This is a genomic window from Cellulophaga omnivescoria (assembly GCF_027915275.1).
Taxonomy (GTDB): domain Bacteria; phylum Bacteroidota; class Bacteroidia; order Flavobacteriales; family Flavobacteriaceae; genus Cellulophaga; species Cellulophaga omnivescoria.
Window position 1 is genome coordinate 3,413,502 of sequence record NZ_CP115819.1, and the last position, 19,571, is coordinate 3,433,072.

Genomic DNA, 19,571 nt, shown 5'->3' on the forward strand with positions numbered 1-19,571 from the left:
TTGTTTTTAAATTCAAAAAAACCAATATAGTATTTTTCTTTCGTAATAAGATGTTAAAACTTACCCTAACCACCCTTCTCTGTCTAAACTACGGTATTGTATAGCTTCAGAAATGTGATCTCCTAAAATAGCATCAGAATTAGCCAAATCTGCAATAGTTCTAGCCACTTTTAAAATTCGGTCGTACGCTCTGGCAGATAAATTTAAACGCTCCATAGCGTTTTTTAACAACTCTTTAGACGGCGTATCTAAAACACAATACTCTCGTATTTGCTTGGTATTCATCTGTGCATTATAATGTATGTTTTCTAAGGCTTCAAAACGTTTTGTTTGTACTTCTCTTGCCGCAGTAACACGTTTTCTAATCTCTACACTACTTTCTCCTTTACGTTCTTCTGATAGCTTTTCAAAAGGAACAGGAGTAACTTCTATATGTATGTCTATACGGTCCAATAACGGTCCTGATATTTTACTTAAGTACCGTTGCATTTCTGCAGGTGAAGATGTTACAGGAGCATCTGGATCGTTAAAGTAGCCTCCCGGACTAGGATTCATACTTGCAACTAACATAAAACTACTAGGATAGGTTACCGTAAAACGCGCTCTAGCAATGGTTACCTCTCTATCTTCTATTGGTTGGCGCATTACTTCTAGTACTTTACGCTCAAACTCGGGCAGCTCATCTAAAAATAAAACTCCGTTATGCGATAATGATATTTCTCCTGGCTGTGGGTAACTTCCGCCGCCTACTAAAGCAGCAGAGCTAATGGTGTGGTGTGGATTTCTAAACGGACGTTGACTCATTAGTCCAGCATTTTTAATTTTACCTACCACACTGTGTATTTTTGTGGTTTCTAAAGCTTCATGCAGGGTCATTGGAGGCAAAATAGAAGGTAAACGCTTGGCTAACATTGTTTTTCCTGCTCCAGGAGGACCAATTAGTATAATGTTGTGTCCGCCTGCTGCTGCAATTTCCATACTACGCTTAATACTTTCTTGGCCTTTAACATCAGAAAAATCGAACTCTGGAAACTCTAAACTTTTATAAAACTCGGTTCTTGTATCTACAATGGTTTGCTCTAAAGGAACATCTTTATCAAAAAAATCTATAACCTCTGTAATTTTTTCTACACCAAATACTTTTAAGCCAGAGACAATTGCTGCTTCTTTTACATTTTGTTTTGGTAAAATAAAACCTTCAAACCCTTCCTCTTGTGCTTTAATAGCAATGGGCAAAGCACCTGTAATGGGTTGCAAACTTCCATCTAAGGAAATTTCTCCCATTATTAAATACTTTTCAATATTATCTGATTTTATTTGTCCGGATGCACTTAAAATTCCAATTGCCAAGGTTAAATCATAGGCAGAACCTTCTTTACGTAGGTCTGCCGGAGCCATATTTATAGTTATTTTTTTACCTGGAATTTTGTAACCATTGTTCTGCAAAGCAGCAGCAATTCTATAGTTACTTTCTTTTATAGCATTATCTGGCAAACCTACTAAATGGTAGCCAATACCTTTATTAATATTAACTTCTACTGTAATAGTTGTAGCCTCTACCCCAAATACAGCACTACCAAAAACCTTTGTAAGCATTAATTATTTTTTTCTTAAAAGTAAGAAAAATATTCTAAAATGAACAATTGTTTATTTAACGGTGAATTTAAAACTGCAAATAAAAACCACTAGTCATTTTCAACATCTGGCTTAAAAACTAACAACGATTTTTTTGTAGCAATAATTTCATCTTTATTCATCATCATTTTACGAAACTCACCATTTAAATACATTTTAGCTTGGTCGTTATAATGAGAGCTAAACGGACTGCCAGATTGTCCTGTAGGAAGTATACTTACACTATTTTCTATATCAGAAAAATCTATAACCCTACGTGTAGATGGGCCAGATGTTACTTTGTAAATACTATCTTCACTATACGTAAACCCCATATTATTTATAACCTCTTTAGCGCCATTTACAGGAAAAGGCCCTACATTAAAGTACTTACGTAACGCTTTTACTTTGCCAATAGGATGCTCGTGTTCTAGTGTGTGTATTTTTCCCCAAGTCCAAGTTTCCGTATCTTCTCCAAACTGTTTTTTTAACGATGACAATGCTGCTGTAAATGAAGATTGAAAAATATCATCTGAAGTTTCTACTTTATTGGTATTTACATTATCCCACCATATTGATGATTTATTAGTAACCAAAGGTGCTATTAACCTTTTATGAAAATGTGTTGTGAGTAATTGGTTAAATAGCTCCTCTCCCAACTCATCTTTAAAAGTATGCTTTAACATATAAAACACCCAACGTTGGTAAACGCTAGATTCTACACTGTTTACCGTAGCACTACCATCCCAATTGGTAAGTTTATCTAACAATTTAATGTCGTTAATATTTAGCTTACTAATGTCTATATTCTTTGCCATATTGGTAACAGTAGTTGGGTCTACAGCAGATGTTACGTCTGTTATCATTTTAGAAACCGATTCCAAATTCCAATCATTTTTGGGCTTTAACAACTGCTCTATACGTTTGGCTCTGTTTTCTGGCAAATAGTATCCAGGAAAAAATCTTCCGTTTATAGTGTCTGGCTGGTTGTTTGCAGAATACACAAACTCCCAAGGCGGGTTTTCTGCATGGGGATTATCTGAAAAATCTAAAAACGTACCACGTTCTTGTGTTCCATTAGAACCGTTTAAAATTAATTTGGTATTGGTACTATCGGGCATTTCATAAAGTTTTGCCGTTGCCCACCAAGCTACATTACCTTCTGCGTCTCCGTACATTATATTTAGCCCTGGAGCATGTAAATCTCTTAAATGACGCTTAAAAGTGCTCATAGACTCTGAATGCGACATACCATAAAGCGCACCAAGTAATTTGTTTTCTACCTGCGTATATATCCAAGATATAGTTACTGGTTTTTCTCCTGATACACTGGCAGCAACTCCATTTAATACGGCTCCGTGTCTGGTAGTTTTTACAGTAAATTTTACATCATCCTCACCTTTTACCTTTATTGTTTTGTGCTTATAATGGTATTTTCTCCAGCCATTTTCTGTTTTATACTGTGTAGTATCTTTTGGGTTGGTTTCTTCGTAATAAAAATCTACATCATCATTCTCAAACATTGTTAAACCATAAGCCAATTGCCTATTGTGTGCCAATAAAGGAAAAGGAACTCCCGCTAAATGGTACCCATATTTTTTATAAGTTGGAGTACTTAAATGGGCTTCATACCAAACGGTTGGCTGAGAAAAACCTATATGCGGATCGTTTGCTAAAATTACAGCTCTATTTTTTGTTTTTTCAGGCGATAAAACCCAACTATTACTCCCCTCAAACAAAGGAACTGGTAAATTTTTAAATGAAGATGCCAATTTACTAGCTAAATTAAGCTGTAAGGTATCTTTTAATGGGTCGTAATTTTTTATAAGTGTAGAGTTTGGTTCTGTGTTAACAGATAAATCTTGCAAATAAGCAGCTCCTAGCTTGTTTTTTATAGTACTAAGCAATGGATCTGTTTTATGAGCCATTGCAAAGCTAAAAGCCATATACCCAATGGTATTATGAATATCTTTAAGTGTAAACGGACGTTTGTTAACACCTGTAAGGTAAAATTCTACAGGAGTTGGCCCCTCTTCCTGAAACTGGTTAATACCATCTAAATAAGCCTCTGCCAATTGCACATAATCACTATTTGGATCTAAGTTTGCAACTGTTTGCTTAGAGTAATCATCAATACCCAACGACAAAAATAATTTATCGGTCTCTATTAATTCTTCTCCAAAAATTTCTGATAATTCTCCTGGACCAATTCTCCTTAACAATTCCATTTGCCACAACCTATCTTGCGCATGAACATAGCCTAAAGCACGTATTGCGTCTTTTTCTGTGGCACCATAAATGTGCGGAATTCCGTAGTTGTCATAATAAACATCTACTTGGTTAGATAAATTTTTTAAGTCTTTTTCTCCTTCATATTCAGGAGTTAAGGAATATATAAATATACAAAAGGCTAAAAATAACAGCCCCAAAACAGGAATGGCTATTTTTAGAATCTTTTTTAGTCGGCGCATGGGGTAGGTTGTTTGCCTAAAGGTAAAATTAAATTTTAAAAATGGAAACCTATTTAGCTGCTATAATTAAAAAAAAGGCAGGTATTATTTTACTAGACTGATTTTTAAAACGTTATCGCACCCAGCAGCTACTTTAAATCTATTATCTGCACGCTTACCTACTACCCAAACTATGTTAGACCCGGAGCATAATAACCACTGTTCATCCTTTTCTACAACACTAAGTTTTATATCTTTATAATATTTACTAAGCTTTTTTTTACCTTTTTGTCCAAACGGATAAAAAACATCTCCCTCTTCCCTTTTACGTAAAACCAGCGGAAACTTTAATTTAGACTTATCTACATAAATGGTGGTATTATTAGTAATTCCTATTTCAGATACATTTTTAAAATGCAATTTTATAGGATAACTTACAGTTTCTTGATCTTTGTTCACCAAATACACGTCAGAATTAGCTTCTTTAAGCTCTTGTAACAACAAGTTTTCTCTATTTTTTACCAACCTGTGCGTTCTAGACAAAACCTGTTTACCGCTCATTGCAGTTAGTAAATTGGCTACATCTTGCCATTCTGTAAAACCATAATCACTAAACAATGCATACAAATAGGTTTTTAAAGGGTTATAAGTAATTAATTTGGCTACAGACACTTCTATAAATCCATTTTTATGTACAAATAATTCTTTTTTAAGAAGTGTGGTATAATCTTCCGCCAAAACAGAAGTCTCTTGTAAGTAAACTTGTGTATTATTAAAATTTTGTAAAAACGTAGGATGCAATTCTTTTAATTCTGGTACAATTTTATGTCTTATTCTGTTTCTTAAATATTTGGTTTCTTTATTGCTTTTATCTTCTCGCCATATAATATTGTTTTGCTTAGCAAAATTTTCTATCTGATTACGAGTAAAAGGTAATAATGGCCTAGCCAATGCACTAGTTTTTGATGGTATACCCAACAGACCATCTACCCCGGTACCACGAGATAAATTAATTAAAAAAGTTTCTAAATTATCATCTGCTTGATGACCTGTTAACACGGTTTCTAGGTTGTTTTCTTTAACTAATTTAGCAAACCAAGCGTACCTTAAGTCTCTTGCCGCCATTTGAACAGAAACTTTATTCTTATTAACATAACCAACTGTATTAAAATTAGTTACAAAAATTTTTTTATGTAATTGGTGTGCTAAACTTCTAACAAATTCTTCGTCATCGTCACTAGATTTGTCACGTAACTTAAAATTACAATGCGCAATAGAAAACTCTAGGTTTAATTGTGCACATAAATGTGCCAAAACAACGCTATCTACACCACCACTACAAGCAACCAAAAATGGACGTTGTAACAGTAATGGAAAATTAGCTTTAATATGATTTTTAAATTCTTTTAGCACACTACAAATGTAACTAAAGTTTAAGATACTTTACCCTCTAAAACTTGTCTCATTGCTTTTGCTTTAAGTAAGCACTCTTCATACTCCTTTTCTGGACTGGCTTTTGCTGTTATAGCACCACCAACAGAAAACGACACGTATTTTTCTGTGGCATTATACAAAATACTACGTATAACCACATTAAAATCAAAATCTTGTTCTGGCGTAAAATACCCAACGGTACCACTATACAATCCTCTTTTTGTAGCTTCTAATTCTTCTATTATTTGCATTGCAGAGACCTTTGGAGCGCCTGTCATACTTCCCATTGGGAACGTTTCTTTTATAATATCTACTACATTCTTATCTTTTTCAACACTTGAAGTAATTGTTGAAATCATTTGATGTACTTGATTATAGGTATACACTTTACATAATTCCTCTACAGTAACACTACCTTTTAATGCACTTTTAGACAAATCATTACGTACCAAATCTACAATCATTATATTCTCTGCTCTTTCCTTTTCATCTGCACTTAAGTTTGCTCGTAAATCTTCATCTTCAAATTTGTTTAAAGATCTTTTTGCTGTACCTTTTATTGGTTGAGAAATTACCTTTGTTCCTACTTTTTTTATATACCGCTCTGGTGATGCAGAGGCCAAATATTTATCGTTTAATTTTAAGAAAACAGAAAAAGGAGCTTTTGATATTTTATTTAATTGATTAAAAGTTTCTAAAGGATTAATGATTGTATTTTCTGCATAAAACTCTTGGCAAAAATTAGCCTCATAAATATCTCCTCTTTGTATTTTTTGAAGCATTTTACCTACCCTACTAAAATAATCATCTTTAAAGATTCTCATTTTAATATGTATGTTTTTTTCTTTTAACTTCTTTTCTTTCTTAAGTTTTATGTTAGCAATTTCATTAAAATCTGGCTCAATTTCATCATCAACCATATTTAAATACATAAAAAGCACAGTATTCCCCTGTATTTTTATAATTTTTTTGGGTTGAAAAAAGTATAATTCTGGAAACTGTAAACCATCAAAATTTTCAGATTTTAAACGTTCTGTAGTATTTTTTAAATCGTACGTTAAATAACCAAAAATCCAATCTTTTGTTTCAGACTGGTAGGTTTTTAAATCCTCAAAAGCATTAAAACTATCTGTAGACAATGCGGTTAAGGCATCTACAGCCAATAATCCGTCTACAGAACTGTATTTGTCTTTATGCAAATTACTATCTAACCAAACAAGCTCGTAAAATTGCTGGCTCCAGATGAGTAATTTTGATTTAAATTCCTGTACATCATCAACCGTAAAAGAAAAAGATTTGCGCAATGGCATGGTTTATAATTTAGCTAAAAATTGATTTATAACTGTCTGGTATTCGGTCTTTAAATTAGATGCTACAAAAACATCTTCTTTAAAATTATCATAAAAAGAAGGCAACGAAAAGCTACCAACTATTTCTGCTCCAAAGCGTGGCAATACACCTTTTGCTTGTTCCATTGCACTAATTGCGCCTCTTTTACCAGGAGAAGTTGATAGTAAAAGTACTTTTTTATCTTCTAAAAAATTACGATCTAGCCTAGAAAGCCAGTCTATTAAATTTTTAAAAAAAGAAGATAACCCACTATTGTGCTCATTTACCGCTATTACTAAAGCATCTGCACTTGCAATTGCGCTATTTACCTTTTTTAGTTCTGCAGAAAAACCATCATTTTTTTCTGCATCTTCACTATACATAGGAATATTAACCTTAGACATATCTAATAAAGTAATAGAATTATCACCCAAAAGACTAGCGGTATATGTAGCCAATTTGTAATTTATAGAAGTACTACTATTACTTCCGGCAAAAGCTAAAATATTACTCATTTTTAAATAGTTTTTAACGAAAATACCGTAAATAACAATCATTTGCGAGCATTTTAGCTAATTTTGCAGACGAAAATAATAAAACCAACTGTAAAACAAGCACATAGCTTTTTTATAACCACCAATGGAGAAGAAAACCAATAGATTATACTTTATAGACGCAATGCGTGCTTGGGCTATTTTAATGATGTTACAAGGTCATTTTATAGACGGATTATTAGATTTTGAATACCGTGACAAAACCATTTTGCCTTATGCAATTTGGAGTTACTTTAGAGGAATGACTGCTCCTGTTTTTTTTACCGTATCGGGCTTTATATTTACATATTTGCTGGTTAAAGGCAATAAAATTGGTTTAAAAAATCCGCGAGTTAAAAAAGGAATTAAACGTGGACTGCAATTAATTTTAATAGGCTATTTACTTAGAATGAACCTGTTTAGCGTGCTTTTTGCAAAACTGTACGACTCTTTTTATTATGTAGATGTATTACATTGTATAGGATTTTCTATTTTAGGTATTATTGCATTGTATTTGCTTACCAGTAAAACTAAACCAATTGTATTTGCTACTATTTTGCTTTGCATAACATTAGTTTTATTTTTATATGAACCTAGTTATGATAAACTACCACACACCTATTTACCTAAAGCCATAGCAAATTATATTACCAAACTATACGGTTCTGTATTTACCATTATTCCTTGGTTTGGATATGCTACTTTTGGTGCGTTTATGGCTATGTTATTTACCAAATTCAAAAACTACAAGCATTTATACCTAACTGCTATACTTATTTGTACAACTTTAGGGTTGTTTTTAATTTTTGGATCATCACCAATGTTTGCATTTATTTGTGATGTTACAGGCAGTAACTTTTTATATGCTGTGTATACCAATAACTACTTGTTTATTAGACTTGGAGACGTACTTATTATTTTTTCTTTATTTATGATGCTGCGCTCTTTTTTAACCAATAAAGTAGTTTTAAGGATAGGGCAAAACACCTTAGCCATTTACGTTATACATTTTATTATATTATACGGTAGCTTTACTGGACTTGGAATTTACCACTACTTAAAATATTCTTTACACCCAGCAACAGCCATAATTGGAGCTATTTTATTTATGATTAGTTGTACATATTTAGCTTTATTGTATGATACTTATGAAGTTAAAATAAAAGCTACACTGCAGAAGATAAAGTTAGGAGTGTTAAAACTATTTAGACTAGCTAAAAATTAAGTTTTACTATTTTTTGATGCTTAGTTTTACGCTATGTTTACAGCCAAATAACTATAAAAATGAGCAACGAAAAAAAATACTCTCCTATTAAAGTAGAATTAGAAAAAGATAAAAATTACGGTTGGTGTACTTGTGCACACAGTAGTAACCAACCTTTTTGTGATGGATCGCATAGAGCGCATAATGCAACACCGTCTATGCGTTTTTCTGTAGAGGAAACAAAAACATACAATATGTGTACATGTAAGCTAACGAGTAACCCTCCTTTTTGCGACGGATCTCATAAATAGCCAACACTTAACACAAAGAAAAAAGTCCTTATGTAAAACTCTTAAGGGCTTTTTTGTTGTTTTGTGCGTATGTTAATACAGAACAGTCTAGCGCAAAGTCTACAAATTACATAGCTTTGCAAACTTATTATTAACATTACAAATGAAAAACACTACTACCATTTACAACACTGTACTAACAATTGCTGGGAGCGACTCTGGCGGTTGCGCTGGTATACAGGCAGATATAAAAAGTATAAGCGCAAACGGGGGTTTTGCAACTACTGCAATTACAGCTATTACAGCACAAAATACACTTGGTGTAAATGCCATTTACCCAATACCAACTAATGAAATTAAAAACCAAATAGTTACTGTACTTAGTGATATTAATGTTGGAGCTATAAAAATAGGAATGTTGCAATCTTCACAAATTATAAAAACTGTAACAGAAACTCTACAAGAATACAAAGATATACCTATTGTTATAGATCCAGTTATGGTGGCTTCATCTGGTCATAATTTATTAGATAATTCTGCCTTAGATGCTTTAAAATTGCTTTTGCCAATGGCAACTTTACTTACACCAAATATACCAGAAGCATTAATTTTATTAGATATTGATACTATTTCTCCTGACAATATGCCCAAAATGGCAAAAAAAATAGGAAAAACCTATAAAACATCTGTTTTACTTAAAGGCGGACATTTAGAAAATTGTACTTCTCTAATGGATGTTTTATATGTGTATGATACAGATAGCTTACATAATTTTTCTAAAACACAAATAGATACCAAAAATACACACGGTACAGGCTGCACTTTATCTTCTGCTATTGCTACACATTTAGCGTTGGGTAATACTTTAAAAGATGCGGTACAAAAAGGAATTACTTACACACACCAAGCTATTGTTGCAGGTAAAGGCAAAGAATTAGGTAAAGGAAATGGTCCTGTAGACCATTTTTACAAACTATATTAAAAAACAAAAAAAGCTGCTCATAAGAGCAGCCTTTTTTATATTATTTTATTATAAGAGCTTAAATATGTAAAGCTCTATCTCCTGTAGCAGCTAAAGCCGCTTCCTTAATAGCTTCTGTAAACGTTGGGTGAGCATGAGACATTCTAGACACATCTTCTGCACTAGCTCTATATTCCATAGCAACAACAGCTTCAGCAATCATATCTGCTGCACGTGCACCAACCATATGTACACCTAAAATTTCGTCTGTATTTTTATCAGCAAGTACTTTTACAAATCCGTCTAAATCCATACTAGCTCTAGATCTACCTAAAGCACGCATAGGAAACTGACCAACCTTATAATCAACACCAGCTTCTTTTAATTGCTCTTCAGTTTTACCAACAGCAGCAACTTCTGGCCAAGTGTACACAACGCCAGGAATTAAATTGTAATCTATATGTGGTTTTTGTCCTGCTATAGTTTCTGCAACAAAAGTACCTTCTTCTTCTGCCTTGTGTGCTAACATAGCTCCTTTAATTACATCACCAATAGCGTAAATATTAGAAGCGCTTGTTTGTAAATGCTCATTAACATCTACCAAACCTCTGTCTGTTAATTTAACACCAGCAGCTTCTGCATTTAAACCATCTGTATATGCATGTCTACCAACTGCTACCAAACAGTAATCTCCTGTAAATGTAACTTCTTCGCCTTTTTTATTATCAGCCTTTACAATAACTTCATCACCATTGCGCTCTACAGATTTTACCTTGTGAGACAAGTTCATTTTAAACTTCTGTTTCTTTAAAACTTTGTTTAATTCTTTAGACACGCCTTTATCCATAGTTGGTACAATGCGGTCCATATACTCAACAACAGATACTTCTGCTCCTAATCTTTTGTATACTTGCCCTAACTCCAAACCAATTACACCGCCACCAATAACAATAAGGTGCTTAGGTACTTCTTTTAATTTTAAAGCTTCTGTAGAAGTTATAATACGTTCTTTATCTAATTTTATAAATGGCAAAGTAGATGGTTTACTACCAGTTGCTATAATTGTATGTTTAGCTTCAATTTCTGTAGTTTCCTCACCTACAATAGAAATATGCGTAGCATCTTTAAAAGAACCAGTACCTACGTAAACATCTATTTTATTTTTTTTCATTAAAAAATCAATACCACCAGTTGTTTGGTCTACAACTGCTTGTTTACGAGAAATCATTTTCTCTAAATTGATTTTAATTTCGCCAGGAATATCAATTCCGTGCTCTTCAAAATGCTTTACGGCATCTTCATAATGATGAGAAGAGTCTAACAACGCCTTAGAAGGAATACAGCCTACATTTAAACATGTACCACCTAAAGTTGAGTATTTCTCTATTATTGCTGTTTTCATTCCTAATTGTGCGCAACGTATAGCTGCAACATACCCTCCAGGACCTGAGCCAATTACGGCAACATCATATGAATTCATATATTTTTCTTTGATTAAAGTTGTAAAATTAGCACTATTTTTTGTGGTTAGGAAATTATAAGACCTTCCTATTTTTATTATAACAATTTTTTAGCGTTTTAGTGTGTAAAAACACATATGTTAAACGCCAACTTCTATGGCCGTAGTATGTTTTACTTCATTTATTACAAAAGAACTTTGCGTACTACCAATATGGTTTAATACCGTGAGCTTGGTTACCATAAAGTCTCTAAAAGCCTCCATATTCTCTACGTACACTTTTAAAATATAATCGTAATCTCCACTAACATGGTAACACTCACCTACTTCTTTTAACTTTTGTACCTCTTTTTCAAATTGCATTAAAAACTCTTTTGAATGTTGTATTAGCTTTATATGACACAGAACAACAAAAGAACGTTTTACTGTTTTTTTATCAATTAAAGCTACATATTTTGTAATAATACCTGTGCGCTCTAAACGCTTAATACGCTCATAAACAGCAGTAACAGACAAGTTTAAGTGCAATGCATATTCTTTGGTTGTTTTTTTACAATCGTTTTGTAAAAGCGCTAGTAACTTAACATCTGTTTCATCAAAATTTGCCATTTTTTCATAGAATTGAAGTAATTATCCCTAAAAATAGAATAAAAATCTAAAAATTTTAAAATTAATAGTTTTATTTTAATCAAATTTTAAAATATATTGACAATCTAACTACTAAAAAATACATTTAATGCATTATTAACAACCTAAATTTTAGTATAATGGATTATAAATCATCAGACAACATATTAGATTTACAATATTTTGGAGAATTTGGAGGTGTTAACCCTTCCATATCAGACTCATCTACCTACACATTTATATCTGCCAAAACAATGTCTGATACTTTTGAAGGAAACACAGAAGGCTGTTACCTGTACAGCAGACACTCCTCACCCTCTAACCTTTATTTAGCTGAAGCTTTAGCTGCTTTAGAAGGTACAGAAAATGCTAATGTTTATGCTAGCGGAATGGGCGCTATAACATCTGTTATATTACAACTTTGCAATGCGGGCGACCATTTAGTGAGTAGTAGAACCATTTATGGTGGAACCTATGCTTTTTTAAAAAACTTTGTAAAAAAGTTTAATGTAGACACATCTTTTGTAGACGTTACTGCTATAGAAGCTGTTGAAAACGCAATTACACCTAAAACAAAAATGATTTACTGTGAGGCTGTTAGTAATCCGTTGTTAGAAATAGCTGATATTAAGGCATTGGCGGCATTAGCAAAAAAACATAATATACCGCTTGTTGTAGATAATACGTTTTCTCCATTATCTATTCTTCCGGCCAAGTTAGGCGCTAATATTGTAATACATAGTTTAACCAAGTTTATTAACGGTACTAGTGATACTGTTGCAGGTGTTGTTTGTGGCACTACAGATTTTTGTGCCAGTTTAAAAGATGTAAATAATGGTGCTGCAATGCTTTTAGGTAGCACTTTAGATAGTTACAGAGCTGCATCTATTTTAAAAAATATGAGAACGCTACACATCAGAATAAAAAAGCATAGTGAAAATGCATTATACTTATCTCAGAACTTTGAAAAAGATGGTTTACGTGTTGTTTACCCTGGGTTAGCATCACACCCTAGTCATTCTAAAATGAAACAACAAATGGTTGCAGAATATGGTTTTGGTGGTATTATGACATTAGACGTGGGCTCTTTAGACAAAGCAAATGCATTAATGGAGCTTATGCAAGAACGTAACTTAGGATATTTAGCAGTTAGTTTAGGCTTTTACAAAACACTTTTTAGTGCTCCAGGCACATCCACCTCTTCAGAAATACCAATGGAAGAGCAAGAACAAATGGGACTTTCTAACGGATTAATTAGATTATCAATAGGGTTAGATAATGACATAGAAAGAACCTATAATATGATAAAAAAGTGTATGATAGACTTAGGTATTTTATCTTAAAACAACCAACAGTATAAAGCTATAAAACTTGCAAGAAACGCTCCAAAATTGTAATATTACAAGGTAATTAACTAACTAAACTTAATGCAAAACCAAAACTTAAGCACCTCAGATCCTAAAAATGAGCATGTTGTAGAAAATAACGAATTAAATTTCTTTGAAGCTTTAATTCCGGTTATCATATTAATGTCGCTTTTGGCTTATAACATTTTTTTTGTTGACGGTCAAGAATGGTTTGGTGCTTACACCAATCAAATTATACTTTTAATTGGTGGTGCTGTTGCTGCATTTGTAGGTCTTTACAATAAGACATCTTTTACTACAATGGGTAAAGAAGTTTGGGAAAACTTAAAAAGTGTTTTTATACCTATATTAATATTAGTAATGGTTGGGGCGCTAGCAGGTACTTGGCTTGTTAGCGGTATAATACCTGCTATGGTTTATTATGGATTACAAGTTTTAAACCCTAGTATATTTTTACCTGCTTCTGTTATTATTGCAGCTATAATTTCAATTGCTACTGGTAGTAGCTGGACTACCTCTGCTACGGTTGGTATTGCTTTAGTTGGTATTGGTTCTGCCTTAGGTATTAACCCAGGAATGATTGCCGGCGCTGTAATATCTGGAGCGTATTTTGGAGATAAAATGTCTCCTTTGAGTGATACAACAAACCTTGCTCCTGCTATGGCTGGCACAGATTTGTTTACACATATTAAATATATGACTATTACAACAGTGCCAACGCTTATAGTTACACTTATATTTTTTAGTATTTTAAGTGCAAATATAGATACAAATGGCACTACAGATATTGCCTTTATTTTGGATACTATAGATGCTAATTTTACTATTACACCTCTATTATTTATAGTACCAGTGGCGGTTGTTACTCTTATTTTATTAAAAACTAAACCTTTGGTTGCATTACTTTCTGGTGTTGGTTTAGCCATTGTTTTTGCTTTTATTTTTCAGCCAAAATTATTAGATGGGTTAGCAGATTCTAAAACAAATGCTATTGTTACAGCTGTTTTAACAGATACCAACGTGAGTATTGATGACAGTGAAGAGCTTGCTAAATTATCTGCAAAAGAATTAGCTATTATTAAGGAACATAATGATTTGTCTAATGTTTTTACTGAAGATGATGTAGAAGGCATTTACACTAAAAAAGATTTAGCTGCTGTTTTTACCAATAGCACAGCAGACAAAGCAAGTTTAGCAAACATAGCAGATAACCTAGACAAATTAATTACCAAAAAAAGACTACGCAAACTATTTAGCGCTGAAGGAATTAATGGTATGCTTTGGACTATTTTGCTAATATGTTGCGCAATGGTTTTTGGTGGTATTATGGATGGCATTGGAGCCTTGTCAAGAATTACTAAAGCACTTTTATCTGTAGCAAAATCTACATTTGGACTATTTGCTAGTACTGTTGCTAGTTGCTTAGGATTAAATGCAATAGCTAGTGACCAATATTTAGCTATTGTTATTCCTGGTAAAATGTTTAAAAAAGCTTACGAAGACAAAGGTCTTGCTCCTGAAAACTTAAGTAGAACCTTAGAAGATTCTGGTACAGTAACCTCTGTATTAATCCCGTGGAACACCTGCGGAGCTTACCAATCTAGTGTTTTGGGCGTTGGTGTTGGTGAGTATTTTATTTACGCTATGTTTAACTGGTTAAGTCCGTTTACTACATTATTATTTGCTGCATTAAATGTAAAAATTAGACAGTTACGTGCTAAATAAATTTTAACATAAAGAATCTTTATTCTCCTATAAAGAATTAAAATTTTATTAATCTAAAAAAGCATATTTGTAGGTTATATTTGCAGTAACAAAATGTATAACCTTAAATAAAAAATAGATGGCTTTTGTAGGAAAAAAATTCCCAGATTTAACTGTTAACGCAATGAATGAAATGGGTGATACTTTCAAATTAAATATTTTGGAAGAAGCTAAGAACAATAATAAAAAAGTATTATTATTCTGGTACCCTAAAGATTTTACTTTTGTATGTCCAACGGAATTACACGCTTTTCAGTCTGCATTAGCAGAATTTGAAAAAAGAAACACAATAGTAATTGGAGCTTCTTGTGATACTCCAGAAGTACACTTTGCTTGGTTAAATACTCCAAAAGATAATGGTGGTATAGAAGGTGTTACTTACCCAATTTTAGCAGATAGCAACAGAAATTTAGCATCTACATTAGGTATCTTAGATATTTCTAACGAAACTTATAATGATGAAACTGGTGTTGTTACTGTAGATGGTGATAATGTTACGTACAGAGCTACTTACTTAATTGACGAAGAAGGTACTGTTTTTCACGAAGGAATAAACCATATGCCTTTAGGAAGAAATGTAAATGAGTTTTTACGTTTAGTAGACGCTTACACACACGTACAAGAAAAAGGTGAAGTTTGTCCTGCAAACTGGGAAGAAGGTAAAGAAGCTATGCAAGCTAACGCTAAAGGTACTGCAGAGTATTTAGCATCTAACGTAAACTAATTTTAGTATGTTACTAGAACTAGAAAACGACAATTTAGCAGAATTAATTGCTGAGCACAAAAAAGTGGTTGTGCAATACTCTGCTACATGGTGTGGAAACTGTAGAATAATGAAGCCTAAATTTAAAAAAGAGGCTGCCGCTAACGAAGACATTACATTTATTTTAGCTGATGCTGAAAAATTTCCGGAATCTAGAAAATTAGCCAATGTAGACAATTTACCTACGTTTGCAACTTTTGAAAACGGAAGTATTAAAAACCAGACGCAGACTAATAAATATGATGTTTTAAAAGAATTAGTACATGAAATTGCCAGTAATTAAACACCTTACAGGTTTTATAAAAGAGAACGATGAAGATTACGTTCTTGAAACAATTGAAACCTTAGAGGCGCTAACAGAAGTTTCTTCTCTTAAAGATGAAGAACTAGATGTTATTGGAGAACTAATTTCTAACATGTATGGTGCTATTGAGGTACAAAAATCTATTAAAGAAGGTGTACCAGAAAAAGAAGCATTAAACGGGTTTATGAAACGTGTATTAGGTTCTATAGATAAATAAAACAGTACATACTGTTCCATAATAAAAGCCACTATTCTTTAATTAGAATTGTGGCTTTTTCTTTTTCATAGACCTGCTTAAATGCACAAAAAAACCTCCAAAGTAAAACTTTAGAGGTTTTATATTTATTGCTTTAACTTTTACACTAAAAGCGATTCTAAATCGCTTAATCCTTGCATTTTTGCATGATCTAAAGCTGTGTTTCCTCTTTGGTCTGCTACAGTTTTATCTGCATTTTTATCTAATAACATTTTAATAATAGATTGTCTGTTAAATGTAGCTGCGTAAATTAAAGGTGTAGCTCCAGATAAATTTACAGCGTTTACATCTGCTCCTTTTTCAATTAAATATGCTGCAATTGCATCAAAACCTTTAAAACAGACGCCCATTAAAGCCGTATTGCCAGAGGCATCCTTATCATCTATTGGTGCGTGGTTATCTAGTAAAACCTTAGCTATATCTAAATAGTTATAATAAGTTGCTAAAATTAAAGGTGTAGAACCACGTGCATCTTTTACAGATACTAATTCTGGGTTCTCTTTTAACATTTTTATTACTTCTTCTGTATTCTCTTCTCGTATTGCATTAAAAAATGCTGTTGTTGTTTCTGTCATTTTATAGCTATAAAAAAAGGGATAAGCACCACTGCTTATCCCCAATTAAACAATTTTATTTTTTAGTAATTTTCTAGTTCAGAAATACCCAAAGCTTTACGTACTCCATTACCATACTCAGGATCTGCTTTATCAAAATGAACCAACTGGCGCTCTATTATTTCCATAGAAACACCTTGCATTGCTGCAGCTATATTATTAAATAATCTATTTTTTTGGTCATCATTAAACATCCTAAATAAATCACCTGGCTGTTTGTACTCGCCATAAGTGTCATTTTCTTCATAACGTTTAGCGTCACCACTAATTTTCATTGGTGGTTCTTCTACAGTTGGGTCTTCTACAGCTCCTCCTTTACTGTTTGGCTCATAATAAGCATCTGGATTTCCAAAATCATTTGTAAAGAAACGCATAGAACCATCTTTATGGTAATGGTTTACTTCAGATTTAGGAGCATTTGCTGGTAATGCCTCGTAGTGCGTACCTAGTCTATACCTATGTGCATCTGCGTATGAAAAAATACGGGCTTGCAAAACCTTATCTGGAGAAAAACCAATTCCTGGTACTATGTTAGATGGTGAGTAAGCTGCATTTTCAATATATTGCCAGTAATTTTCTGGGTTTTTATTTAACTCCAACTCCCCTACTTCTATTAACGGATAATCTGCATGTGGCCAAACCTTAGTTAAATCAAACGGATTGTACGGTGTTTTTTCTGCATCTGCCTCTGGCATTACCTGTACTTTTAGTGTCCATTTAGGATAATCTCCTCTTTCTATGGCTCCAAAAAGCTCTTCTTGGTACTTTTCTCTAGTTTCACCAATAATTTTAGCCGACTCTTCATTTGTGTAATGCTTATGTCCTTGTTGTGTTTTAAAGTGAAATTTCACCCAAAAACGTTCTCCATCATTGTTCCAAAAACTAAATGTATGCGAGCCATAACCGTTCATATGCATAGGGGTTGTTGGTATACCTCTATCAGACATTAAAATAGTTACTTGGTGTAAACTTTCTGGTGATAAAGACCAATAATCCCACATTGCTTCTGGTGAGCGCAAATTTGTTTTAGGGTGTCTTTTTTGAGTGTGTATAAAATCTGGAAATTTGTATCCATCTCTTAAAAAGAAAACTGGAGTATTGTTACCTACTAAATCCCAATTACCTTCTTCAGTATAAAACTTAACAGAAAAACCTCTTACATCTCTTTCTGTATCAGCAGCTCCCATTTCACCAGCAACAGTAGAAAAACGCGTTAAAACTGGTGTTTTTTTACCTACAGACGAAAACAGTTTAGCTCTTGTGTATTTACTTATATCATGGGTTACTGTAAAAGTACCCATAGCACCCCAACCTTTTGCATGTACAACACGTTCTGGTATGCGCTCTCTGTTTTGGTGTGCTAGTTTTTCTAATAATTTATAATCTTGCATTAAAACAGGACCTCTATCACCAGCCGTTTGTGAACGTTGGTTATTAGATACTGGGGCTCCTGCAGATGTGGTAAGTTTTTTATTTTCCATAACAGTCTAAATTTTTAATGAGATAAAATTAGTTAAATATCTAATGGAACATAAGTTAAGAAATTGATAGTTTTTATCAAAGAATAAATTAATCTTATACTAAATAAAAATTACATAATTAACACCTATTAAAACAACCTATATTTTGTGAAATTACTTTTTTATCAAAATAGTTACATATCACTTATATATTTTTTAATTTCACACCAAAATTAAAACACATACATTATGGCTATAGTAACTTTAAAAGGAAATAAAATAAATACAATAGGTAATTTACCACAAGTAGGCGCTACAGCACCTAATTTTACGTTAACAAAAAACGATTTATCTACCGCTACCTTAGACAACTACAAAGGTAAAAAAGTAGTTTTAAATATATTTCCTAGTGTAGACACTGGCACGTGCGCACAATCTGTAAGAGAATTTAATAAAGAAGCTTCTACATTAGAAAACACTGTTGTTTTGTGTGTGTCTAAAGATTTACCTTTTGCTCAAGCACGTTTTTGTGGTGCAGAAGGGTTAAATAATGTAGAAATGTTATCAGACTTTAAAGATGGTAACTTTGGAAAAAACTATAATGTTGCTTTTACAGATGGACCGTTAGAGGCATTATTATCTAGATCTGTTGTTGTTTTAAATGAAGAAGGCAAGGTAATACACGCAGAACAAGTTGCAGAAACAACTGAAGAGCCTAATTACAAATTGGCTTTAGAAGCATTGTAACATGCCTAAAGAAAATTTTGCATTAAACAGAATACGTAGCGTTGGTTACGCTTTAAAAGGTGCTTTTTTATTATTAAAAACCGAAGCTAGTATTAAAGTACAATTTGTTATTTGTATAATTATTACCATTTTTGGCTTTTATTTTAACATATCTAATACAGAGTGGATACTTCAAATATTTGCTATTGGTTTGGTTATGGGTATAGAAGGCTTAAATACTGCTATAGAAAAAATAGCAGATTATATACAACCAGAGTTTGATGCCAAAATAGGCTTTATAAAAGACGTTGCTGCAGGTGCTGTTATGATTGTTTCTATAGCAGCATCTATAATAGGATGCATTATTTACATCCCAAAAATTTTTAACTTGTAACCAATTTGTAGGTTACACATAT

At 32.8% G+C, this 19,571-nt stretch carries 19 protein-coding genes and 1 pseudogene; 11 read left to right on the plus strand and 9 right to left on the minus strand.

The genetic code is table 11. The annotated features are described in order from the left end of the window. Positions 1-60: 60 nt before the first annotated feature. The 5 genes from PBN93_RS15100 to PBN93_RS15120 all read right to left on the minus strand — a co-directional run bounded on the left by PBN93_RS15100 (position 61) and on the right by PBN93_RS15120 (position 7,342). Positions 61-1,596 carry a YifB family Mg chelatase-like AAA ATPase gene (locus PBN93_RS15100; protein ID WP_271081009.1) on the minus strand — a complete coding sequence of 512 codons (1,536 nt, stop codon included), beginning with the start codon at positions 1,594-1,596 and terminating at the stop codon, positions 61-63. A gap of 89 nt (positions 1,597-1,685) precedes the next feature. Then, the gene (locus PBN93_RS15105; protein WP_271081010.1) at positions 1,686-4,085 is read right to left on the minus strand and encodes a penicillin acylase family protein; all 2,400 of its coding nucleotides are present in this window, start codon (positions 4,083-4,085) and stop codon (positions 1,686-1,688) included. 84 nt (positions 4,086-4,169) lie between these two features. Then, positions 4,170-5,477 (minus strand): tRNA lysidine(34) synthetase TilS, encoded by a 1,308-nt coding sequence (gene tilS, locus PBN93_RS15110; protein ID WP_271081011.1) that lies wholly within the window; start codon positions 5,475-5,477, stop codon positions 4,170-4,172. 20 nt (positions 5,478-5,497) lie between these two features. Then, positions 5,498-6,802, minus strand: a complete 1,305-nt coding sequence (locus PBN93_RS15115; protein ID WP_077400098.1) for an anthranilate synthase component I family protein — start codon at positions 6,800-6,802, stop codon at positions 5,498-5,500. A 9-nt stretch (positions 6,803-6,811) separates the two neighbouring features. Next, entirely contained in the window at positions 6,812-7,342 is a 531-nt protein-coding gene (locus PBN93_RS15120; RefSeq protein ID WP_271081012.1) for an NADPH-dependent FMN reductase, read from the minus strand. Between the two features lie 124 nt (positions 7,343-7,466). On the opposite strand from PBN93_RS15120, the gene PBN93_RS15125 reads away from it, so the two are divergent. From PBN93_RS15125 to thiD, 4 genes and pseudogenes are all read left to right on the plus strand, one after another. After that, on the plus strand, positions 7,467-8,585 hold the full coding sequence (locus tag PBN93_RS15125; protein WP_271081013.1) for a heparan-alpha-glucosaminide N-acetyltransferase domain-containing protein: 1,119 nt from the start codon (positions 7,467-7,469) through the stop codon (positions 8,583-8,585). A gap of 38 nt (positions 8,586-8,623) precedes the next feature. Then, positions 8,624-8,680, plus strand: a pseudogene (locus PBN93_RS15130) (hypothetical protein); the annotation flags it as partial. Then, complete coding sequence (locus PBN93_RS16315) at positions 8,672-8,875, plus strand: CDGSH iron-sulfur domain-containing protein (RefSeq protein WP_338064778.1); 204 nt, start codon at positions 8,672-8,674, stop codon at positions 8,873-8,875. The pseudogene PBN93_RS15130 and the gene PBN93_RS16315, both read left to right, overlap by 9 nt. Positions 8,876-9,017: 142 nt before the next feature. Beyond that, the gene (thiD, locus tag PBN93_RS15140) at positions 9,018-9,836 is read left to right on the plus strand and encodes a bifunctional hydroxymethylpyrimidine kinase/phosphomethylpyrimidine kinase (protein WP_271081014.1); all 819 of its coding nucleotides are present in this window, start codon (positions 9,018-9,020) and stop codon (positions 9,834-9,836) included. A gap of 58 nt (positions 9,837-9,894) precedes the next feature. Here the strand turns inward: thiD and lpdA are convergent, their stop codons facing one another. Next, a complete protein-coding gene (gene lpdA / locus PBN93_RS15145; protein WP_077399825.1) occupies positions 9,895-11,295 on the minus strand; it encodes a dihydrolipoyl dehydrogenase in 1,401 nt (466 codons plus the stop codon). A gap of 120 nt (positions 11,296-11,415) precedes the next feature. Next, complete coding sequence (locus PBN93_RS15150) at positions 11,416-11,883, minus strand: Lrp/AsnC family transcriptional regulator (protein WP_077399828.1); 468 nt, start codon at positions 11,881-11,883, stop codon at positions 11,416-11,418. Between the two features lie 158 nt (positions 11,884-12,041). Here PBN93_RS15150 and PBN93_RS15155 point away from each other — a divergent pair, with 158 nt between their 5' ends. The 5 genes from PBN93_RS15155 (at position 12,042) to PBN93_RS15175 (ending at position 16,316) form a co-directional block, all read left to right on the plus strand. Continuing rightward, positions 12,042-13,244 (plus strand): aminotransferase class I/II-fold pyridoxal phosphate-dependent enzyme, encoded by a 1,203-nt coding sequence (locus tag PBN93_RS15155; protein ID WP_271081015.1) that lies wholly within the window; start codon positions 12,042-12,044, stop codon positions 13,242-13,244. Between the two features lie 84 nt (positions 13,245-13,328). After that, positions 13,329-14,993: a Na+/H+ antiporter NhaC family protein gene (locus PBN93_RS15160; RefSeq protein ID WP_077399834.1), complete on the plus strand. Its 1,665-nt coding sequence runs from the start codon at positions 13,329-13,331 to the stop codon at positions 14,991-14,993. A 118-nt stretch (positions 14,994-15,111) separates the two neighbouring features. Further along, positions 15,112-15,756 carry a peroxiredoxin gene (locus PBN93_RS15165; RefSeq protein ID WP_013622587.1) on the plus strand — a complete coding sequence of 215 codons (645 nt, stop codon included), beginning with the start codon at positions 15,112-15,114 and terminating at the stop codon, positions 15,754-15,756. Between the two features lie 7 nt (positions 15,757-15,763). Further along, positions 15,764-16,078 (plus strand): thioredoxin family protein, encoded by a 315-nt coding sequence (locus tag PBN93_RS15170; protein ID WP_013622588.1) that lies wholly within the window; start codon positions 15,764-15,766, stop codon positions 16,076-16,078. Beyond that, positions 16,059-16,316 carry a DUF6952 family protein gene (locus PBN93_RS15175; protein ID WP_013622589.1) on the plus strand — a complete coding sequence of 86 codons (258 nt, stop codon included), beginning with the start codon at positions 16,059-16,061 and terminating at the stop codon, positions 16,314-16,316. Before PBN93_RS15170 ends, PBN93_RS15175 begins: the two co-directional genes overlap by 20 nt. 140 nt (positions 16,317-16,456) lie before the next feature. Here the strand turns inward: PBN93_RS15175 and PBN93_RS15180 are convergent, their stop codons facing one another. Together PBN93_RS15180 and PBN93_RS15185 are read right to left on the minus strand one after the other, a co-directional pair. Then, positions 16,457-16,930, minus strand: coding sequence for an ankyrin repeat domain-containing protein (locus PBN93_RS15180; protein WP_077399840.1), 474 nt, complete (start codon positions 16,928-16,930; stop codon positions 16,457-16,459). 62 nt (positions 16,931-16,992) lie between these two features. Beyond that, positions 16,993-18,450, minus strand: coding sequence for a catalase (locus PBN93_RS15185; protein WP_271081016.1), 1,458 nt, complete (start codon positions 18,448-18,450; stop codon positions 16,993-16,995). A 228-nt stretch (positions 18,451-18,678) separates the two neighbouring features. Here PBN93_RS15185 and tpx point away from each other — a divergent pair, with 228 nt between their 5' ends. Together tpx and PBN93_RS15195 are read left to right on the plus strand one after the other, a co-directional pair. After that, on the plus strand, positions 18,679-19,176 hold the full coding sequence (gene tpx, locus PBN93_RS15190; protein ID WP_077399846.1) for a thiol peroxidase: 498 nt from the start codon (positions 18,679-18,681) through the stop codon (positions 19,174-19,176). Between the two features lies 1 nt (position 19,177). Next, positions 19,178-19,549, plus strand: a complete 372-nt coding sequence (locus PBN93_RS15195; RefSeq protein ID WP_271081017.1) for a diacylglycerol kinase — start codon at positions 19,178-19,180, stop codon at positions 19,547-19,549. The last annotated feature ends 22 nt before the right edge of the window (positions 19,550-19,571 follow it).